Raw genomic sequence first — 21,031 nt, forward strand, 5'->3', positions numbered from 1 at the left:
GCAACACGCCGATACGGCGGCCAGATGCTATATAACGGGCCGTGTTGTCGATGGAGGCACATCATGAATACTCAAGTCCCTACCCCAAGCGAAACGCCGCGTCGCCGTTTGCACCCGTTGGTGGCTGCCGCCGCCGTGTCGGTCATCGTGCTGTCCACAGTCGCAGTGGCCTCGTTGCTGGGCTGGATTCCCACGCCCGGGGCTGAACCCACCGGCCAGACGCCCGTGCACGAAGCTCAAGTCCAGGCCGAAGCCGAGGCGGAGGCGCAGCAAGCCTCCGCTGACCCGGATGCTTCATCGGGCGTCGTAGGCCAAGGGGAGGCTGCTCCCCCTGCCGCCCAGGCCGATGCGTCCGCGCAAGGCCGCACCGAAGCCCCATCGCCTGCGCCCGCGCCAGCCAAGTCCGCCAGCGCCTCAAAATCGTCTGCCTCTCAAACCTCGGTAGCCGGCAAATCGTCGGCCACTTGTGCGAACTGCGGCGTGGTGGAGACCGTACGAACTGTCCAGGTCCCCAAGAAGAACGAAGGCTATAACGTGGTGGGCACCGTCGCCGGCGGTGTTGTCGGAGGTGTGGTGGGCCATCAGTTTGGCGGGGGCAGCGGCAAAGACGCACTGACCGTGCTGGGTGCCGTAGGGGGCGCTTTGGCAGGTCATGAAATCGAGCGTAATATCAGACAGCAACAGACCGTGACGCACTACGAGCTGACGGTGCGCATGGATAATGGCAGCAAGCGCACGTTTCGCAGCTCGCAGCCGTTTGCCTATGCGTCCGGCGATCACGTTCGCGTCGAAAACGACCAACTGCTGCCACGCTGAGCATTGTCTTCTGGAGACTGCATGTCCACGTCCAATACCAATCCCTTTGTTTTGCCTGGTTTAGGGCAGGACGGCGACCTTTCGGGTAACCCGTTGCTAGCCAGCATGGAGATGATGCGCAAGGCATGGGCGGGGCTGGCGGGTCCGGGGGGCTTGGCGCAGTCATTGCCTATCGCCCCCCCGATGAATATCGAGGAGCTCGAACGCCGCATTGCCGAACTGCGTACCGTCGAGAGTTGGCTGCGCATGAACCTGTCGATGTTGAGCAGCGCCATCCAAGGCATGGAGGTTCAGCGTTCCACCATTACAACCTTGCGCTCCTTTATGACCGGCGCAGCCGGAAACGGGCCATCTCCCCTGGAGGTCGTGCTGGGGCTTAAACCTGCTCAGGGAGCGGCCAAGCCTGCGCCGGCATCGACGGGGGCATCCTCCCGTTCCGAAACCCGCTCATCATCAACGGCCGAGGCATCGGCTTCCTCTGGCGATGACGGACCGGCCGCGCCCGCTGGTGTCGACACTGCCAGCATGGCCGATCAGATGAGCCAGGCCTCGCAAGCGTGGTGGAATCTGCTGCAGCAGCAATTCAATCAGATCGCGACAGCCACGGCCTCCAGCATGCCCGATCCCGCCGCCATGCAAGCGGCAGCCGATGCAGCTGCTCAAGCGGCGACCGGGACGCCTCCTGCGCAGGCGAACACTGTACCACCCGCTGCGTCGGCAGCGCCTGCGGCTCCTCGCAAGCGTGCACCGCGCAAAGCCGCAGCCAAACGCGCGCCCGCTGCACCGAAGTCATAACCTTTCTATTCAATCGTGCGATGAGCCTGTCGCTTGTCGCCCCAAAGCTGTTTCCTGAATTCTTATGCTAAACGTCGTTATTCTTGCCGCCGGACTGGGTAAACGCATGCAGTCCGATCTGCCCAAAGTCTTGCACCCTCTCGCGGGCAAACCCATGCTCGAGCACGTGCTCGATAGCGCCAGCCAACTGAATCCCGGCCGCATCACGATCGTGGTCGGACATGGAGCCGAACGTGTTCGTGGGGCGTTCGATGGCCGTGCAGACCTGAGCTTTGCCTTGCAACAGCCGCAACAGGGCACAGGCCATGCCGTTCAGCAGGCAGTTCCATTCCTGCAAGAGGACGGCAAAGACGATGTGACGCTGGTGCTATACGGCGATGTGCCGCTGGTGCAGCCCGACACACTGCGCCGCTTGCTTGAAGCGCGCGGCGAGGGCGCTGCCGTATTGACCGAAATTCTGGACGATGCAACCGGTTATGGCCGTATTGTGCGCAACGACCAGGGCCAGGTCACGCGCATCGTCGAACACAAAGACGCCAGCGAAGCCGAACGCGCCATTCGCGAGGTCAATACGGGTATTCTGGTGGCTCCCACCGCCAAGCTCAAGGACTGGCTCAGCCGTATCGACAACAACAACGCCCAGGGCGAGTACTACCTGACCGACGTGGTCGGCCTGGCTGTCGCCGATGGTGTGCCAGTAGGTGCTGCCCAGCCTGCCGCAGGCTGGGAGACGCTGGGTGTAAACAGCCGCGTGCAGCAAGCCGAGTTGGAACGCCGCTACCAGCAAGAACAGGCCCGCCGCCTGCTCGAGGCTGGCGTGACGCTAGCTGACCCTGCACGTTTCGATGTGCGCGGTTCTCTGACGTGCGGACGCGATGTAGTCATCGACGTGGGTTGCGTATTCGAGGGCAAGGTCGAGTTGGCCGACGGCGTGCGTGTCGGCCCGCATTGCGTCTTGCGCGACGTTTCAGTGGGCGCCGGCACGCAGATCGAGGCATTCAGCCATATTCAGCAGGCCGTTGTCGGCAGCGACGCGCGTATAGGCCCCTATGCCCGGCTGCGTCCCGGCGCACAGTTGGGCGATCGCACGCACGTAGGCAACTTTGTCGAGATCAAAAACAGTGTGCTGGACGTGGACAGCAAAGCCAACCATTTGGCGTATATCGGTGACGCCGATGTCGGCGCTCGCGTCAACGTTGGCGCAGGGGTCATCACCTGCAACTACGACGGCGCCAACAAGTTCCGCACGACCATCGAGGACGATGCCTTCATCGGCTCGGATACCCAACTGGTCGCTCCAGTACGCGTCGGCCGCGGCGCCACGCTGGGCGCTGGCACCACATTGACCACCGACGCACCGGCTGGCAAGCTGACCATCTCACCGCGGGCGCGGCCGAGCACGATCGAGGGCTGGCAGCGCCCCCAGAAAAAGTCGTGAGCGCCGCAGCACCGGACGAACCGGAACCTCGCGAAGAGCCTCGCCCCCGTCCTACATTGCCTGATGGCCTGCCCACACCACGGCGATATTGGGCGGCAGCTACAGTCCTGACGGGCATCAGCCTGTCGGTGCTGGATACCTCCATTGCCAATGTGGCGCTGCCCACCATTTCCGTCGATCTGCAGGCGCAGCCCTCGCAGGCGGTTTGGGTGGTCAACGCCTACAACTTGGCGGTGGTGATGCTGTTGCTGCCGTTGTCGGCGTTATCGGAGCGCATTGGGTTTCGGCGCATGTTTTCGATCGGCTTGGCCTTGTTCACCGTTGCGTCGTTATGCGGTGCAATCTCGACCTCGTTGTGGCAGCTGACCGCAGCGCGCGTCGTGCAGGGCATAGGCGCGGCTTCGTTGATGTGCATGTTCGGTGGCCTCGTGCGCAACATCTATCCGCTGCGCATGCTCGGGCGAGGTATCAGCATCAATGCTACCGCCGTGGCAGTCATGTCCGTCCTGGGGCCCACCATAGGCTCGGTGATCCTCGAGGTCGCACATTGGCGCTGGATCTTTGCCATTAATCTTCCCATCTGCATCGGCGTGATGTTTGGGCTACGTCACCTGCCTGAGGTTCCGCGCAGCAACATACGTCTGGATTGGCGCAGTGCCTTGCTATGCATGTTGACACTTGGCGTCTTTATTTCAGGCGTGGACACATTGGGCCAAAGCGCCTGGCGTGGTGTCTTGCTCATCGCGGTGGCGATTGTGGCGGGGTGCATACTGGTGCGTCGTGTGAGTCATCAACCCGCACCCCTGGTCCCTGTCGATCTGTTGCGGATTCGATCGGTCGCCTATGCGGTAGCAGCGTCCGCATGTACTTTCGCGGCACAGATGGCCTCGTTTGTGTCGCTGCCGTTTTATTTTCAACAAGTTCTGGGCCGGCCCTATCTAGAGGTCGGCATGCTGATGGGCGCGTGGCCCGTCGGTACTGCCATCGTCGCGCCATTGGCCGGCCGCATGTCCGATCGTTATTCGGCCGCCATGCTCAGTGGCGCGGGGGCGGCGGCCATGGTGTTGGGGCTGGCCACCTTGGCATTCTTGCCGCTCAGTGCGAGTAATACCTGGATCATGGTTGCGATGTTCATTACGGGTATGGGCTTCGGTTTTTTCCAGACGCCCAATAACCGTGCCATGCTGTCCTCGGCCCCGCGCCAACGCAGCGGTGCCGCAGGCGGTATGCAGGCAACGACACGCGTGTTTGGCCAGAGTTTCGGTACGGCGTTGGTCGCTATCGCCTTTGGCATGGGCGGGGCTCACGGACCGTCTGTCGCCTTGATATTGGCAACCCTATGCGCGGCGCTGGCAATAGGCGTCAACACGGTACGGGCCAACAAGCTTCGGACAGATTGAAACGCAGGAGTATCCTCGGCGCATCGTCCTCCTATAATGCGCCGATATAGGCTTCCTTAGACCCTGCGCATGAAAATCCTGCAACTCAATTTTGAAAAAGGCTGGCGCGGCGGTGAACGTCAAACTCTGTATTGCATGCGCGCCTTTCGTGCTGCGGGCCACGATGTAGAGGTGCTATGCCGTGCGGGCGCACCGCTGCAGGCACGTGCCGCCGAGGACGGCTTCGTCGCACACGGGGTACGCAACGTATTTGCGCAGCTCGCCTATCTGGCGCGTGCCGGCCATCGCTACGACATCATCCACGCGCAGACGGCCAATACCGTGACCTGGGCGGTGCTGACCAAGGCTCTGCATCGCCGCCCTGTCGTGTTCTCCCGTCGTACCTCATTCGTGGTCAAACCCAACGAAGAATGGAAGACCGGTGCCAAGTGGCGGCGTGTCGATTGCTTTGTCGCCATCAGCGAAATGGCCGCTTCCGAGCCGCGCCGCCTCGGTTTGCATCCCGTCATCATCCGCAGTGCGGTCGAGCCGCACACCATCGATACCGGCAACGTCGAGCGCCTGGTTGCCGAGTTGGGGCTGCAAGGTAAAAAGGTCTTGGCGACCTCAGCAGCGCTCATTCACGACAAAGATCCCATCACGCTGATCCGTGCCGTCGGCGAATTGGCTCGCACGCGTGACGACTTTGTTTTTGTGCACTTTGGCGCAGGAGGCGATCGCGAGGCGCAGGCTCGAGCAGAGGTCGAGGCACTCGGATTACAAGATATCTATCTGTTTGCCGGCTTTCGTAAAGGCATCGAGGACTATTACAGCATCTTTGACGTCTTTGTCATGAGCTCGCTCGAAGAAGCCCTGGGCAGCAGTGTGCTCGACGCCTTTCTGCAGCGTGTGCCTGTGGTCTCAACCGACGCCGGGGGCCTGAAAGAAAGCCTCGCAGAGGGCCGTGGCGTGTTGTGCGCGGTGGGAGATGTGCAAGGCATGGCGCAAGGCATGGCCCGTTGCCTGGATGACGCGGCTTTTCGCGCCGACTGCACCCGACGCGCCTACGATTACGTGCGCACCGAGCACGATGTCACCGAGATGGGACGGCGCTACCTCGCACAGTTCGACAGACTGCTGGCCTCACGTCGAGCGTGATCGACGCTATGCATCGGGTACTTCGACTCGTGTCTCGAACTTTGCCCGATGCACTGAAAAAAACGTGCGTACGTTGCGTACATTCGCCTGTGCCGTAAACGCCCGATGCACTAGCGCATGATAGGCGGGCATATCCCGCACCTGCACGATCACGACAAAATCTGGCCCTGTCGATACCCGATAGCATTGCTGTACAGCCTGTTCATCCATCAGGCTGCGTTCAAACGCTTCCAGACTTTCGGCCGCCTGCACATCGAGTGTGATTTCCACGATCGCCGTCAAACTGCTGCCCAGCTTTTCCGGCGCCAGGATAGCCACCTGCCGTGCGATCACACCAGATTCCACCAGTCGCCGCACCCGGCGCAGACAGGTCGGTGGCGATGCGTGCACCCGCGCCGCCAATTCCTGGTTCGTCAGCGCGCTGTCATGCTGCAGCTGATTCAGGATGCGGCGATCCAAATCATCCAGTTCAAGGGGGATGGAGTCATTGTCTTGCATTTTTATTTCACAAATACATATCACACGAAAATATATTTAATCACGTTTGTGTAAGAAAATAAGATTTCATATGTAATGAAATAAGGAAATCAAATTTCATTCCATCCGGCGCACAATCTGCCCCATACCCCAATTATTGGAGATCCACCTTATGTGCGGCATCGTTGGCGCCGTCGCTCAGCGCGACATTACCCCCATCCTGGTCGAGGGCCTGAAGCGGCTCGAATACCGTGGCTACGATTCGTGCGGCGTCGCGCTGTACATGGACGGACATCTGCGCCGTACGCGCAGCACGCAGCGCGTCGCCGAGCTGGGCGATCAGATTGCTCAAGACAAACTGTCCGGCTTCACCGGCATCGCGCACACCCGTTGGGCCACCCACGGCGTGCCCGCCACGCATAACGCCCACCCGCACTTTTCTCATCTCGGTAATGACGAGCCGCGTATTGCACTGGTACACAACGGCATCATCGAGAATCACGATGAGTTGCGCGCCGAGCTGCAGGCCGCCGGCTATGTTTTCGAAAGCCAGACCGACACCGAGGTCATTGCTCATCTGGTCAATCACCTGTACAACGGCGACTTATTCGACGCTGTGCAACAGGCTGTCCGCCGCCTGCATGGCGCCTACGCGATCGCCGTGTTCTGCCGTGACGAACCGCACCGCGTGGTCGGCGCACGCCAGGGTTCGCCCTTGGTCGTTGGCGTAGGCCAGAACGAAAACTTCCTCGCCTCTGATGCCTTGGCCCTGGCTGGCACCACCGATCAGATCATCTATCTGGAAGACGGCGACGTCGTCGATCTGCAACTGTCGCGCGTCTGGATCACCGACACCGAAGGCAAGCCCGTAGAACGTAAAGTTCATACCGTGCAGGTACACACTGGCGCTGCCGAGCTCGGCCCCTATCGCCACTACATGCAAAAAGAGATCTTCGAGCAGCCGCGCGCAGTGGGCGATACCTTGCAAGACATCGAGACCATCACGCCCGAGCTATTCGGCGACGAGGCGTACAAGGTCTTCAAAGACATCGATTCGCTGCTGATTCTGGCGTGCGGCACCAGCTACTACGCCGGGTTGACAGCCAAGTACTGGATCGAATCCGTCGCAAAGATTCCCGTCGCCGTCGAGATCGCCAGCGAGTATCGCTATCGCGACAGCGTGCCCAACCCGCGTTCGCTGGTCGTCACCATCTCGCAATCCGGCGAGACGGCCGACACGCTGGCCGCGTTGAAACACGCTCGTTCGCTGGGCATGGAGCACACGCTGACCATCTGCAACGTGGCCACCAGCGCGATGGTGCGTGAATGCAAGCTGTCATACATCACGCGCGCGGGTGTAGAGATCGGCGTTGCATCGACCAAGGCCTTCACCACGCAATTGACCGCCTTGTTCTTGCTGACGCTGGCCTTGGCCCAAGTGCGCGGCACACTGAATGCCGAACAAGAAGCCGAGCATCTGAAAGCCTTGCGTCACTTGCCCGTCGCAATCGGTTCAGTGTTGGCGCTCGAGCCTCAGATCATGGCGTGGGCCGATCGCTTTGCGACCAAGGAAAACGCCTTGTTCCTCGGACGCGGCATGCATTATCCCATCGCGCTGGAAGGCGCGCTGAAGCTGAAAGAAATCAGCTACATCCACGCCGAGGCCTATCCGGCTGGTGAGCTCAAGCACGGCCCGCTGGCATTGGTCACCGAACATATGCCCGTCGTGACCATCGCCCCGCGCGATGCCTTGCTTGAGAAACTGAAATCCAACATGCAGGAAGTCCGCGCCCGCGGCGGTGAGTTGTATGTGTTTGCCGATGCCGACAGCCGTATTACCAATGCCGAAGGCATGCACGTGATCCGTATGCCGGAACACTATGGCGTGTTGTCGCCGATCCTGCATACGATCCCGCTGCAGTTGTTGTCGTATCACACGGCATGCGCGCGTGGGACCGATGTGGATAAGCCGCGGAATCTGGCCAAGAGTGTGACGGTGGAGTGATCTGGGCGAGGTAGCGGCGATGTGTGAAAACGATAAATAAAGTCGGTTGCGTTTGGTACAGCGCTCTTTCTCATCTATTTCGCATGCGTAGTGGGGTGCAAGACATCCTCGTCGGCGTAGATTCCGACGAGGGCCTGCTTTCAAAACCGACGAACGTATAGCATCACATCTCGCGTGCCAATCGGTACGCCACCTGTATGCGCGTGGTATCGCCTCGCTGCAAACATCGGAACAAAAGCGACTCGCCGCTGTTGCCAACCTGCTGCGCAAACGGTTGTCGGCACGTGCGCTATTTAACGCAGCTCATCATGGCATTCCAATCCGGAATGAGCATGTCCACTTTTCATCTCCGTCTACCGATCTTCATGACATAGTGAAGGCTCATCAAAAAGCAAAACCGGATATCGGAGGAGAACACCATGAAGCTGCATCCCAACAGTCGGGCTACTCGTACGCAACGTCCGTGGGCGAGCCTGTCAGCCGTATTTCTGATTTTGGCGTGCTTCGGCCTTTCGCCTGTCGCGGCGGCCGCGCCGTCAGAATGGCCGTCCAAGCCCGTACGCCTCGTGGTTCCCTATGCACCCGGCGGCATTGCCGATATCGCTGCGCGCTCGGCCGCGCAAAAGATGGCCGAGCAGACCGGCCAGCCTTTCGTAGTCGAGAACAAACCTGGCGCTGATACGCGCATTGGCACGGAATATGTTGCCCGTGCCAAGGGGGATGCGTACGTCCTGTTGCTGGCCGGTGGCGGCTTTGCTGTCAACAATGCCTTGTTCGACAATCTGCCTTATGACACGGTCCGTGACTTTGTACCCGTCGGCCTGGTCGTGTCCAATCCTTTGTTGCTGGTGACGGCCGCCGACAAGCCCTATCAGAACGTTGGCGATCTGGTGCAGGCCGCCAAGAAAGGTGAGGTCATTACGCTGGCCTCCGGTGGGCGTGGCACGCTCAGTCATATGTCCATGGAGCTGTTGGCGTCGTCGACCGGGGTGCCCATTACGCATGTGCCCTACAAGGGTGGTTCGGCGCATACTGCCGATGTGGTCAGCGGGCTAGTGTCGGGTATCTTCGAGAACCCCAGTTCGGCCTTACCGTTGGTGCGTTCAGGCAAGTACAAGCCCTTGGCCGTGACCGGTGCGCAGCGCAACTCGGCGTTGCCGGACGTGCCGACGGTGATGGAAAGTGGTGTAGAGGGCTTCGAAGTGATTAACTGGTTTGGCATGTTTGCACCGGCAGGCATCGAGCCGGCAACTGCTCAGCAGATGGCGGCTGTGTTAGAGCGGGCGCTGCAGGATGAGTCTTTGCGCACGCGTTTTTCCAGCGAGGGGGTGACGGTCGGCGGCCCGCTCGGATCTGAGTTTGGCAGTTTTGTGGCTGACGAAACCAAGAAATGGGCCACCATCGTGGAAAGCAGGAATATCCGTGACAACCAATAGCATGAGCGTTTCCTTGGGTGGCCTTGATGCCGAACTGCATGCTTTTCTGCAGAAAGTAAGCAACCTGGACGCCAGTCTGATCGACAGCGGTCTGGATGATACGCAGCGTCGCCGGCACGTGAGCGAGCTAATTGCGCTGGCCTTACCGTCGCCGCCGGATATGGGTGTTGCGCGTCGCGACACTTATATCGGTGCGGCGGGCCGGGAGATTCCCGTGCGGCTGTATCTACCGCCAGGTGGGCAGGCCACTCGTCGTCGGCTGATGGTGTATTTTCATGGTGGCGGTTGGATGGTGGGCAGTGTGGCGACCCACGATGCGCTGTGTGCACAACTGGCTCTGGAATTGGGTTACGTCGTGGCGAGTGTGCATTACCGTCGCGCGCCGGAGAATCCCTTTCCGGCGCCGTTGGACGATGGCTGGGAGGCGGTGCGCTGGCTGTCGAAGCATGGTGGATTGTTCGGCGCCGACCCGCAGACGCCGCTGGCGCTTGGCGGTGATAGCGCCGGGGCGCACCTCGCTCTGGGCTGCGCCATGCAAGCCAGCGATCAGGGCGATCCTGCCATTGATCGCTTGCTGCTGTTCTATCCGCCTGTGCACAGGCATGCGGATACGCCTAGTCTGCGCGAGTTCGACCGTGGCCCCGGATTGTCGACCGCCACAATGCGCCATTTCTGGGATGCCTACATCGGTGATCCGCACAAACATGCAGACGATCCGCGCTTGCATCTCGATCTCTGGACGCGGCCGGCATCTCTTCCTCCGGCCGTCATCATGACCGCTGCCTGCGATATTCTGCGCGATGAAGGCGAAGCCTATGCACACCGGCTTGCTGAAGGTGGACTCAAAGTGGTTCTGTTGCGCGCGGCGGCCATGCCACATGGTTTTGCGCGCATGCTCACAGCCAGCGCCCAGGCTCGCGCGCACGTGAGGCAGGCATGCGTCGAATTGCTGGCGCTGGTCTAGCCATACTGCTCAGATCGGTACACCAACCACATTTTCGAGTCGCACAGTATCCCGAACGAGGCCGGGATACTGTGCTCACCGCCTTGCTTTGCTGCCGCTGTAGTGCACTCTCGTCGTCACGTTTTTTAGCCATTCGCTGGCTAACTCGTCAGCGCGCGCCTTAAGCCAATCTCCCACTTGGCGCAGCGCGCCGGCTGCGCCGACGGAGCCATCTCGCAGCACCAGGTAGTAACCGCTGCTGCCCAGCATCACTTCATCGAAAGGTGCAACCAGTTCGCCGTTGGCCAGCACCTTACGCACTAGCAGCCTGGGCACGATGCCGATACCCAGTTGTGCCTGAATGGCTTCGATCATTACCGAATAGTGGTCGTAGAACTGACCATCTTGGGTGGGCGAGAAACCGGCATTCATCGCTAAAGCCCATTCCGACCATGCGGCGGGGTAGAGCGTGTGACTGAAGCGGCGCATATGCGCGAGATCGGCGGGCGTGCGCAGTGCCTGTCGCTCCAGTAGTGCGGGGCTGGCCACCACGCACATCTCGCGGCCGAACAGATAGCGCGCCCAAACGCCCTGACCGATGCCAGCGCCAAAACGGATCTCCGCATCCAGGTCTAAGCGGGGCGACCGGGCGCTCAATAGACGCGGCGTGAGCCGCAGGTCTATATCGGGGTGCTCGAGTTCAAAGCGCGGTAGTAAGGCAATCAGCCAATACTGCAGCACGGCGGGCGGTGCCAGCAAGCTGATGACGGTCTGCTCAGTATGGGGTTGGGCGATGCGCTGCGCTGCGCGGGTGATCTGATCCAGCGGGGGTTCGATGGCTTCTAGGAACTGTTGGCCTGCTTCGGTAAGGGTCACGCCGCCCGAGCGGGTCAGCAGCGGCACGCCCAGTTGCGACTCCAGCAGACCGATATGTTTGCTCACCGCGCTTTGTGTGAGATGCACAGACTCTGCCGCGCGTGTGAAGCTGCCCAGGCGCGCAACCGCTACGAACACGTGTAGCGTGGTCAGAGAGAAAGACGGACGGTTACGGCTTGCAGGGTACATAGACTAGGCAGGTTTCTTCACGTGGGTAGTTTCGATTAATTTGGGTAAACAACGCTAGTGTGAACAACTCTTGAGTTACAAATAAGATTGTAAAAATCGCGCCGTGCCGAGATACTTCGAGTAGCAACAGACAAACCATGGACGCCATTCATCTCACAATAGGAGCAGTCGCCAAGCGCGCAGGTATCACTGTACGCACGCTGCATCACTACGACCACATCGGATTGGTATGTCCCGGCGCCAGGAGCGAATCAGGATACCGCCTCTACAGTCCAAAGGACATCGAGCGGTTGCATGCTGTTCAGTCTCTCAAGCAATTGGGACTCAGTCTCGAAGCGATTGCCGCGATGCTGGCTGAGCGCAAGTTCACGCCACAAGAGTTGCTGCGCCATCAGGTGGCAGAGGTCAGTCGCAAGCTCGAGGAAATCAAGCAGCTCAAAGACAAGCTGCAGTTTCTGGAGCACAGCGTTTCCGGAAAAAACGCCTGCGCCGCGGATTTGCTCGATGGTATCCGCCTGCTTGAAGCCCACGAGCTATACCTGCCTGTTCAACACGTACGGAAACTGCTCGGACGCTGGCATCGCGCCAAATCTCGATGGGAACCAATTGCCGAGCATTTGAATGCTTGTCTAGCCAGCGGCACTCCTGTGGATGACGCGCAAGTTCAGTTGCTCGCACAGCGCTGGATGAACATCGCGATGTCGGTCTTCGGTGGCCGGCTTGGTGTCATTTTCGACTGGGTGCGAATGCATCAGGAGGCCCCTGAAACTGCCAGGCATGCCGGACTCGACCCGGAACTCATGCAATATCTTGAACAGGCCATCGGATTGCGTCTGGCGGCGTTGCGACGCCACCTCACGCCAGCGGAACTCGAGCGCCTGGATGGTTCCACCGGACCAGAGTGGGAGTCCTTTGCCGCGCAAGGAGAGAAGCTGCTTGCAGCATCTGTCTCTCCCAAGGCGGATGCTGCGCGCGCGTTGCTGGCTCGCTATCGCGAACTCTCGCTTCGAACCGTCGCGCAAGATAGGTCGCTTGCGGTCAAACTGGCGCAGGCCTATGCCTCGGAGCCTATATTGGCGCTCGGTCACTTCGTCAGTCCGCAGTTGAGAGCCTATCTGGACGCGGCAGCCTCTTGACCCTGACGTTACGTCAGGCATGAAAGTACTCCGTTCGTTGAACCGAGCAAAGGAGTATTCCAGTGAAACCGATTGATTGCCCAAGTCCGTCAGCGATGCGCGTTGCTACTGCGCGAGCGGCCCATCAGATTCTAGAAGACGACCTGGTATTCAAAGACCCTTTTGCCGTCGCATCGCTGGGCAGTGCCAATGCGGCATCGCTGATACGAGAGCCGCTTGTACACAACGACGTCTCCTCGCGCTCGATGCGAGCGGCAATGGTCGCCCGTACACGATTCGCGGAAGACTCCTTATTGAGCGCCATCGCCAACGGGACCGTGCAATACTGCGTGGTGGGCGCTGGCCTCGATACCTGGGCATTGCGTGCCGCATCCACGCTGCCGGCTGTCGCCACGTTTGAACTGGACCAGCCTTCGATGCAGCACTGGAAAGCTCGTCTTTATGCAGAAAACAAATGGGCTCAACCAGAAAACCTGCGGTATGTCGCTACGGATCTGCGTGAGATGTCTGCCGTTGATGGTCTTCGCGCCGGCGGAGCCGACCTCTCCAAGCCTGTCAGTCTGTCTGTGCTGGGGGTGCTTGTATACCTCGACAACGATATCGTCGAGCGCGAGATTGCAACGTTGGAGCAGCTCGCTGTGGGCTCGACTATTTCGCTTGACTACCGGCTGGACGAGACACAGTTGCATCCCATGGAACAGGTCATGATGCAGTTCACGGCCAGTATGATGGCCGCCGGTGGCGAGCCGTGGAAATCATCTTGCACGCCACAGCGCATGGGCGAGCTGCTGGCACGTGCAGGCTTTCGGGTCGACGAAGACCTGGGTGCCAGCGATCTCAATGCCCGTTATTTCGCGGGCCGTAGAGATGGCCTGCAGATTGCAGGCGAGGGCTTTCGTTGTCTGAGCGCTATCAAGGATTAGGCGTATCGAAGGGCGCAGCGACAGCTGGCACCGCATCCATCGACGTCGTGTCAGGCGCACGCCTGCCGCCTTTTGATTGGTTGAATCGCCCCCGGGGCTCGTTCGAGCCTGGGGCGATTATTTTTGTTAAAACAGGATTGGAGTAGAAATTTACAGGCCCTATTGAGCGGTATAGGTAATAATTCAGCCTGCCTTTCGATAGCGTGGAGCAGTTCTTGAGCGAAAACAAAGTCCCCAAAAGAAGTATTCTTGCAGCAGTGATCGGCAATGCCCTGGAATGGTATGACTTCCTGGTGTTTGCCTTCATGACGCCCATCGTGGCAAAGCTGTTTTTCCCGAGCAACCCAGCCAATCCCGACGACAACATCAACCAGATTCTGCTGACGACGGCAGTATTTGGCGTCGGCTTTTTCATGAGGCCCGTCGGTGGCATCGTGCTGGGCATCTATGGCGACCGCAAGGGCAGAAAAGCCGCGATGGTCACCGTGACGGGATTGATGGCCGTGGCCATTGCCGTCATTACATTGGCCCCCACCTATGCTGCGGTCGGGATTCTGGCCCCCTTGTTGATCGTCATCGCCCGCTTGCTGCAAGGATTCGCAGCAGGCGGCGAGTTCGGCACCTCGACGGCCTTGCTGATTGAATTAGCGCCGCCTGGCAAGCGGGGTTTCTACGGTGCTTGGCAGATGACAGGACAGATGATTGCGCTGCTGCTTGGCGCCATGGTCGGGACGCTCATCACTGACATTTTCAGCCAGGAAGAACTCATGGCATGGGCCTGGCGTATTCCGTTTGCCTTTGGTCTGCTCATCGTGCCTGTCGCGATCTATATCCGCCGCCATGTCGACGAGCCGGAAACATTCAAGCGTCTGGTGGCTGCCAAAGCCGCCGGCACCGTCAAAGAAATGGGCTTGATGGAGATGCTTCGCACCCATGCTCGCGAAACGCTGACAGGCATGGGCCTGGTGGTGACTTGCACGGTTTCCATCTACATCACGTTCACCTACCTCATCACTTTTTCCACGGTCACGCTGAAACTTCCCCTGCATGACACGTTCTTGGTCCAGATGGCAGGTGCCGCCCTCATGGTGGTGTTGATGCCGTTCATGGGGGCTTTGTCGGATCGCATAGGGCGGCGTCCGCTACTGATCACGTCGTTGCTTGGCTATCTGGTCATCCTCTATCCGCTTTATGCGTGGTTGGTTGCAGAACCCAGCATCGGGAAACTGCTGACCGTTCAGCTAATCATCAGTTTGTTTGTTTCCGCGTTCTTTGGCGTTTTCTCGACGGTCATGGCAGAGCTGTTCCCTGCCAACGTCCGTTCGGCCGGTATGTCCATGGCTTACAACATCGCGGTCATGGTCTTCGGCGGTTTTGCGCAATTCATTGTGACTTGGCTGATTCGCGCGACGGGCTCGGCCATGTCACCTGCGTATTACGTGATGTTCGGGGTCGTACTCGGTGTGATTTCCGCTTTCATGATCAAAGAGCGGGCACACGAGACGCATATTGACGACCACTAAGAAAGGAGTTGTCTGACCCGATGCACCGCAAGCCCCGCCGGTTTCACGTGCGGGGTGGATGTGGCGGGCCACCGCTCATGGATTCGTAGCATCCTGAGGGTCTTGAGCGGCTATCGCCCGCAATCCCCCCAACGAAAAGCGGCACAGATGATCGACGATCGCATCTCGCGACATCTGGCGAGCCTCTTGCAGCGGCCCGGGGATACCGCGCGCGCCTACCAGCAGCATCAGACAGGGGGCCGCAACGCTGAGCAGGCAGCGCGTTAACGCAGGGTCGTCCGGCGGGATATTTGTGATGTCGCTGAGGATCTGCCGGACGACAGCGAGCTTTGGCTGCAGCACATTTTGAACCAGCAACTGCAGATGTGAGCTCGGCGCGAGCAGCTCACGAGCCAGCACATGCAAATGCCAGCCTTCTGGCTGGCCAATTGCGCGGTCTACCAGCAAGTCAATGAAAATCCTCAGCTTCTGGGGCGGCGAGGCCGTGCTGCCAGCGATCTGCTGCAGATCGGCATAGTTGACGAGTTGATGATGCGCTTCGACCAGCACCGCCTGATAAAGCCCGCTGCGGCTGCCGAAATGATAGTTGATCGATGCCAGGTCGACCTGTGCCTGAGTGGCGATTTCCTTGCTTGTCGTCTCGGCGTATCCCGTGGCTGCAAATAGCGCTCCGGCGGCTTGCAGTATTCGGTTGCGGGTCGCCTCTCCATCGGCACGAGGTCCGCGCGAGGCCTTAATCATCGGTGCAATCTCCTGGGCATCACAGCTTGCATTTTCTTCGATCATAAATTTAAAATCAATTTAACTTTAATCTAATGTCTGCCCCTTCTTGGAGCCATGGATGAAAAAGCCCCTCATCGCCATTGTGGCCATCGTCGTGTTGGCCCTGGGAGGCGGAGCGTGGTGGTACTTCCGCGATACCGGTGCAAACGGCACATTGGTCTTGCATGGCAACGTGGACATCAGGCAGATTGCGCTGGCCTTCGACGGCAATGGCCGGGTGATGGCGTTGCGCGTCGATGAAGGCGACCACGTCAAGGCAGGCATGGTATTGGGCATACTCGATACTCGTACCCTGCAATTACAGGCCGCTCAAGCACGCGCGCAGATCGACGTGCAGCGGCAGAATCTGGCGCGCCTGAGGAACGGATCGCGTCCGGAAGAAATCGCTCAGGCGCGCAGCCGGCTGGCCGCCTCGAAGGCTGAGGCCACGCGCGCGCAGCAGGATCTGACCCGTCTGCAAGGGATCGCAGCCAACACGCAAGGACGTGGCGTCAGTGCCCAGGATCTCGACCGCGCTCGCAGCAGTGTCCAGGTAGCCAGAGCCAGGCTGGCGGAGCAAGAGGAAGCCTTGCGCCTGACAGAAGTCGGGCCGCGCCAGGAGGATATCGACGCCGCTGCGGCTCAACTGCAGGTCTCGCAAGCACAACTGGCGTTGCTGGAACACCAAATCGCGCAGGGTGAACTCAAGGCCCCGGCCGATGCCGTCATTCGGTCCCGGCTGCTCGAGCCCGGCGATATGGCGACGCCCCAGAAGGCCGTGTTCGCCTTGGCGCTGACTCAACCCAAATGGGTGCGCGTGTATGTCAGTGAACCTGATCTAGGCAAGCTCCAGTCGGGCATGGCCGCAGAGGTCTACACGGACAGTCATCCTGATCAGGCGGTCGAAGGCACGGTCGGCTACATCTCCTCAGTGGCCGAATTCACCCCCAAGTCGGTACAAACCGAGGAGTTACGCACCAGTCTGGTTTATGAGGTGCGCGTGCTGGTCGAGGATGCAGAAGACCGGTTGCGGCTCGGACAGCCCGCCACCGTACGCTTCGCTACGGGCGAGTAGCGTCATGAGCGATGGCGACGCGATAGTCCTTGCTCGGCAATTGAGCAAGACGTTCGACTCTCCGGCAGGCGAACCGCTGCACGCGGTAGACGCCATTTCGTTGACGGTCCATCGGGGCATGTTGACCGCCCTGGTCGGTCCGGATGGCGCGGGCAAGACTACCCTGTTGCGTATGACAGCTGGTCTGCTCAAACCTGATGCGGGGAGCCTGCACGTACTGGGTCTCGACGTGGCTAGCAATCCGCAAGCCGTGCAGGACAGGATCAGCTACATGCCGCAGCGCTTTGGCCTGTACGAAGATCTCGGCGTACAAGAAAATCTCGATCTTTACGCCGACTTGCATGGCGTGCCGCACGATGTGCGCCGCGAACGTTTTGCGCGGCTCCTTGACATGACAGATCTGGCGCCTTTTACGAGGCGGCCGGCCGGCAAGCTCTCTGGCGGCATGAAGCAAAAACTCGGTCTGGCCTGCACGCTGGTGCGTTCGCCTGATCTCCTGCTGCTGGACGAACCCAGCGTGGGCGTTGATCCGCTGTCGCGGCGCGAACTATGGAAAATTCTGCAGCAGTTAGTCGCGGACGAACAGCTCAGCGTCATGGTGAGCACGGCCTATATGGACGAGGCCGAACGCTGCGCCCAGGTATTCGTAATGAATCAGGGCAAGGTATTGGCCCAGGGAAAACCGGCGGCGCTGGCCGAACAAGCGCGCGGTTTGACCTTCGTCGTGACGCCTGCCGGCGACATGCCTGCGCGCGATCTGCAGGCGCGGTTGGTCGACGCCGATGAGTTGATCGTCGACGCCGTGCCAAAGGGCGGAGCCGTACGCTTTATTCGACAGGGAAAGGCGGATGGCAAGCGGCTCGACGCCTTGCTCGGGGGCCTCACGCCAACGCCTCGTCCAGAAGAACTCGAAGACGCCTTCATGATGCTGCTGCGGCAGCATCAGGACGACGGCGATGCTGCCTCACCTCCGCACGCCGGCACATCGCAGGGCTCAGTCATAACCCGCGAGGAAAAACCGGTCATCGTGGTGCGTGATCTGGTGCGAAAATTCGGCGACTTCACCGCGGTGGCGAGCACATCGTTCGACGTGGCGCGCGGCGAAATCTTTGGCCTGCTTGGCCCCAATGGCGCGGGCAAGACGACGACCTTTCGCATGTTGTGCGGGCTGCTGCCTGCATCGAGCGGCCATCTGGAAGTCGTCGGCGTCGATCTGCGAACTGCACGTGCGCAGGCACGCGCGCGTATCGGTTATGTGTCGCAAAAATTCGCCCTATACAGCAACCTGACGGTGCGCGAAAACCTGGAGTTTTTCGGTGGCGCATACGGCCTGCGCGGACAAGGGCTGCGGCAGCGTGTCGCTGCCGTCATCGAGCAATTTCATTTGCCTGGCGACGCTGTCAGCGGCCTATTGCCTGGCGGCTATAAACAGCGCCTGGCGATGGCCGCAGCCCTGTTGCACCAACCGGAAATCCTGTTCCTGGATGAGCCTACAAGTGGCATCGATCCGCTGGCGCGGCGCGCGTTCTGGCGCACCATTACTGCCTTGGCTCAGGAAGGTGTAACCATCATCATTACCACCCACTTTATGGAGGAAGCAGAATATTGCGACCGCATCGCCATTCAGGACGCGGGCAAGATGCTGGCCTTGGGTACGCCGCTAGAGGTGCGTAACCAGGCCGGTGCTCCGCATAGTGGAGAAAAAGACATGGATATGAATAGTGCTTTCATCGCCATCGTCGAACAAAGCCGCGCTCGCGCCACCAGTCAGCCGGCACAGGGAGCGGCGTCATGATTGTGCGAGAACCGGCAAGCCGCGCGAGTGCCAGCAAGCGCAGCGCATCGTCGTACGCCTCCGGTTTTTATCGCCGATTTCTTGCCTTGCTGCGCAAGGAAGTCAGGCAGGTGCTGCGTGACAAGAGCAACCTTGCGGTTGGACTCTTGTTGCCCGTGGCGTTGATCCTGTTGTTTGGATATGGCCTGTCGTTCGACGTCAAACACGCGCCCTTGGCTGTAGTCATGGAAGATCAGTCTCCAACCGCGCGCGAAGCGGTCGATGGCTTGCGAGGCTCGGATTATCTGGCGTCGGTATTCGTATCAGACATGAGCGAAGCGCAACGCATGATGCGGTCGGGATCGGTGGATGGCATCCTGCGCGTGCCCATGGATTTTTCGCGTCGCCTCAATCATGGCGATGCACGCCTGCAACTGATACTCAATGGCGTGGATTCCAGCTCGGCTTCTACGATAGAGGGATACGTGAATGGCGCGATAGGCCTCTGGGCGCAGCGGCAGGCCGACCGCAGCGGAAATAAGCCGCCTGCCTCCGGCAGTGTCGAAGTCGTGCAGCGCATGTGGTTCAACGAAGCGGCAGAAAGCCGCTGGTATTTGGTGCCAGGCCTCATCGTATTGGTGCTGACCCTGGTAGGTGCCTTCCTGACCTCACTATTGATCGCCCGAGAGTGGGAACGCGGTACCTTGGAGTCGCTGTTTGTTACCCCGGTGCGGCCACTGGAAATCGTGCTCTCAAAAATCGCGCCGTACCTGGTGATCGGGGCCATCGATCTGTTGATGTGTCTGCTGGCTTCCCATTTTCTTTTCCATGTACCGGTGCGCGGCTCGCTTGCCATCATCGTGATGGTGTCTATGCTGTACCTGGTCGTGTCGCTGCTGCTGGGGCTGTTTATCTCCGCCGTCGTACGCAACCAGTTCCAGGCCAGCCAGGTCGCCCTGCTGGCCAGTTTCATGCCCGCCTTGATGCTCTCCGGTTTTGTATTTGATCTGCGTAATACGCCTGTATTCATTCAGGTCATCAGCCAGGTGCTGCCCGCGACGCATTTTATGGCGCTCATAAAGACCCTGTTTTTAGCGGGTAATCATTGGCCGACCATCATGTGGAGCGTTGGCATACTGACACTCTACGCTGTGGTGCTGACGGTTGCGACTCGCGCCCAGTTGCGCAAAACGTTGGAATGATGCCATGACTGCCTGGATCGCCACCCTCGCGCAGATCGGCGCATTGATACGTAAAGAGATCCTCGCGTTACTGAAGGATCCGTCCAGCCGGGTGGTTCTATTTGCGCCGGCGTTGATTCAAGCCTTGTTGTTCGGCTACGGGGCGACGTTCGACCTGACGAACGTTCCTTATGCGGTACTCGATCAGAGCCTAGGTCAGGCTGCCTCTCAATTGATAGCGAGACTGGACGGCACAGGGGTGTTTCATCGCGCGGCCACGCTCAGTTCGTCCACGCAGATCGCCCAGGTTATCGACAGCAATAAAGCGCTGGTGGTCATCGCGATTCCGGCGGATTTTGACCGGCGCCTCAATGCCGGTCAGCGTGCGCCACTACAGGTGATTCTGGATGGGCGCAACTCCTCTACTGCGGCTTTGGCAGCTGGCTACGTGGGCTCCATCGTCGCCAGCTACAACGCCTCGATAGGTGCCGGAGGGCGAGGGATCACTATCGAGCGGCGTGCCTGGTTCAATCCTAATCTGGAGTCTCGTTGGAACATCATGCCCGCGCTGATCGGCGCACTGAGCATGCTGCAGACTTTGCTGATCTCCGCGCTGTCCGTAGCGCGCGAACGCGAACAAGGCACGTTTGATCAGTTATTGGTGACGCCGCTTACGCCGATGCAGATCCTGATCGGCAAGGCCATCCCAGCCATTCTCATCGGGTTGCTCCAGTCCACAATCATTTTTCTCGTCATTCGATTCTGGTTCCAGATACCGATGAGTGGATCGATCGCGCTACTGTATCTGGGGCTGCTCACATTCACCATCGCGTCGGTGGGGCTCGGCCTTTCAATTTCGGCATTGTCGCTGACCATGCAGCAGGCCATGCTCTATACCTTCTTGCTGATCATGCCCTTGATGCTGTTGTCGGGGCTGATCACCTCGGTGAAAAACATGCCCGAGATCCTGCAGATGGCGACATACGCCAATCCGCTGCGCTTCGGCACCAGCATTGTGCGGCGTGTGTATCTAGAGGGCGCCGGCTTGGCCGATGTCGCGCTCGACTTTGTTCCCTTGCTGGTGACGGGGGCTATTACCCTGCCCTTCGCAGCTTGGTTGTTTCGTCATCGGCTTTCTTGATTCA

The 21,031-nt window shown here is 59.8% G+C and carries 18 protein-coding genes; 15 read left to right on the forward strand and 3 right to left on the reverse strand.

Annotated elements, in window-relative coordinates:
* Nucleotides 1-63 precede the first annotated feature (63 nt).
* The 5 genes from CAL20_RS01485 (at nt 64) to CAL20_RS01505 (ending at nt 5,586) form a co-directional block, all read left to right on the forward strand.
* Nucleotides 64-816 (forward strand): glycine zipper 2TM domain-containing protein, encoded by a 753-nt coding sequence (locus tag CAL20_RS01485; RefSeq protein WP_094819497.1) that lies wholly within the window; start codon nt 64-66, stop codon nt 814-816.
* Between the two features lie 21 nt (nt 817-837).
* Nucleotides 838-1,611 carry a PhaM family polyhydroxyalkanoate granule multifunctional regulatory protein gene (locus CAL20_RS01490; protein ID WP_094819498.1) on the forward strand — a complete coding sequence of 258 codons (774 nt, stop codon included), beginning with the start codon at nt 838-840 and terminating at the stop codon, nt 1,609-1,611.
* Between the two features lie 64 nt (nt 1,612-1,675).
* Nucleotides 1,676-3,049, forward strand: a complete 1,374-nt coding sequence (gene glmU / locus CAL20_RS01495; protein ID WP_094819499.1) for a bifunctional UDP-N-acetylglucosamine diphosphorylase/glucosamine-1-phosphate N-acetyltransferase GlmU — start codon at nt 1,676-1,678, stop codon at nt 3,047-3,049.
* A complete protein-coding gene (locus tag CAL20_RS01500; protein ID WP_094819500.1) occupies nt 3,046-4,449 on the forward strand; it encodes an MFS transporter in 1,404 nt (467 codons plus the stop codon). The genes glmU and CAL20_RS01500 overlap by 4 nt, the downstream gene beginning before the upstream one ends.
* Before the next feature lie 69 nt (nt 4,450-4,518).
* Nucleotides 4,519-5,586, forward strand: coding sequence for a glycosyltransferase family 4 protein (locus CAL20_RS01505; protein ID WP_094819501.1), 1,068 nt, complete (start codon nt 4,519-4,521; stop codon nt 5,584-5,586).
* Between the two features lie 6 nt (nt 5,587-5,592).
* Here the strand turns inward: CAL20_RS01505 and CAL20_RS01510 are convergent, their stop codons facing one another.
* Nucleotides 5,593-6,084 (reverse strand): Lrp/AsnC family transcriptional regulator, encoded by a 492-nt coding sequence (locus CAL20_RS01510; protein ID WP_094819502.1) that lies wholly within the window; start codon nt 6,082-6,084, stop codon nt 5,593-5,595.
* A gap of 151 nt (nt 6,085-6,235) precedes the next feature.
* On the opposite strand from CAL20_RS01510, the gene glmS reads away from it, so the two are divergent.
* From glmS to CAL20_RS01525, 3 genes are all read left to right on the forward strand, one after another.
* Nucleotides 6,236-8,068: a glutamine--fructose-6-phosphate transaminase (isomerizing) gene (glmS, locus tag CAL20_RS01515; RefSeq protein ID WP_094819503.1), complete on the forward strand. Its 1,833-nt coding sequence runs from the start codon at nt 6,236-6,238 to the stop codon at nt 8,066-8,068.
* Nucleotides 8,069-8,487: 419 nt separating this feature from the next.
* The gene (locus tag CAL20_RS01520; RefSeq protein WP_094819504.1) at nt 8,488-9,504 is read left to right on the forward strand and encodes a Bug family tripartite tricarboxylate transporter substrate binding protein; all 1,017 of its coding nucleotides are present in this window, start codon (nt 8,488-8,490) and stop codon (nt 9,502-9,504) included.
* A complete protein-coding gene (locus CAL20_RS01525) occupies nt 9,491-10,468 on the forward strand; it encodes an alpha/beta hydrolase (protein WP_141217642.1) in 978 nt (325 codons plus the stop codon). The genes CAL20_RS01520 and CAL20_RS01525 overlap by 14 nt, the downstream gene beginning before the upstream one ends.
* 75 nt (nt 10,469-10,543) lie before the next feature.
* On the opposite strand, the gene CAL20_RS01530 is transcribed toward CAL20_RS01525, so the two are convergent.
* A complete protein-coding gene (locus tag CAL20_RS01530) occupies nt 10,544-11,512 on the reverse strand; it encodes a LysR substrate-binding domain-containing protein (protein ID WP_094819506.1) in 969 nt (322 codons plus the stop codon).
* Between the two features lie 137 nt (nt 11,513-11,649).
* Between CAL20_RS01530 and CAL20_RS01535 the strand changes: the two genes are divergently transcribed.
* The 3 genes from CAL20_RS01535 to CAL20_RS01545 all read left to right on the forward strand — a co-directional run bounded on the left by CAL20_RS01535 (nt 11,650) and on the right by CAL20_RS01545 (nt 15,094).
* Nucleotides 11,650-12,648: a MerR family transcriptional regulator gene (locus CAL20_RS01535; RefSeq protein ID WP_094819507.1), complete on the forward strand. Its 999-nt coding sequence runs from the start codon at nt 11,650-11,652 to the stop codon at nt 12,646-12,648.
* Nucleotides 12,649-12,710: 62 nt separating this feature from the next.
* On the forward strand, nt 12,711-13,571 hold the full coding sequence (locus tag CAL20_RS01540; protein WP_141217643.1) for a class I SAM-dependent methyltransferase: 861 nt from the start codon (nt 12,711-12,713) through the stop codon (nt 13,569-13,571).
* A gap of 215 nt (nt 13,572-13,786) precedes the next feature.
* Complete coding sequence (locus CAL20_RS01545; RefSeq protein ID WP_373558258.1) at nt 13,787-15,094, forward strand: MFS transporter; 1,308 nt, start codon at nt 13,787-13,789, stop codon at nt 15,092-15,094.
* A gap of 75 nt (nt 15,095-15,169) precedes the next feature.
* Here the strand turns inward: CAL20_RS01545 and CAL20_RS01550 are convergent, their stop codons facing one another.
* Nucleotides 15,170-15,835, reverse strand: coding sequence for a TetR/AcrR family transcriptional regulator (locus CAL20_RS01550; protein ID WP_094836999.1), 666 nt, complete (start codon nt 15,833-15,835; stop codon nt 15,170-15,172).
* A 100-nt stretch (nt 15,836-15,935) separates the two neighbouring features.
* Between CAL20_RS01550 and CAL20_RS01555 the strand changes: the two genes are divergently transcribed.
* The 4 genes from CAL20_RS01555 to CAL20_RS01570 are packed head-to-tail and all read left to right on the forward strand — an operon-like array spanning nt 15,936 to nt 21,027.
* Entirely contained in the window at nt 15,936-16,931 is a 996-nt protein-coding gene (locus CAL20_RS01555; protein WP_094837000.1) for an HlyD family efflux transporter periplasmic adaptor subunit, read from the forward strand.
* A gap of 4 nt (nt 16,932-16,935) precedes the next feature.
* Entirely contained in the window at nt 16,936-18,726 is a 1,791-nt protein-coding gene (locus CAL20_RS01560) for an ATP-binding cassette domain-containing protein (protein ID WP_094837001.1), read from the forward strand.
* Nucleotides 18,723-19,907, forward strand: a complete 1,185-nt coding sequence (locus CAL20_RS01565; protein WP_094837002.1) for an ABC transporter permease — start codon at nt 18,723-18,725, stop codon at nt 19,905-19,907. The genes CAL20_RS01560 and CAL20_RS01565 overlap by 4 nt, the downstream gene beginning before the upstream one ends.
* A gap of 4 nt (nt 19,908-19,911) precedes the next feature.
* Nucleotides 19,912-21,027, forward strand: a complete 1,116-nt coding sequence (locus CAL20_RS01570) for an ABC transporter permease (protein ID WP_094837003.1) — start codon at nt 19,912-19,914, stop codon at nt 21,025-21,027.
* The last annotated feature ends 4 nt before the right edge of the window (nt 21,028-21,031 follow it).

This window comes from Bordetella genomosp. 4 (assembly GCF_002261185.1).
In the GTDB taxonomy this organism is placed as follows: Bacteria; Pseudomonadota; Gammaproteobacteria; order Burkholderiales; family Burkholderiaceae_B; genus Bordetella_A.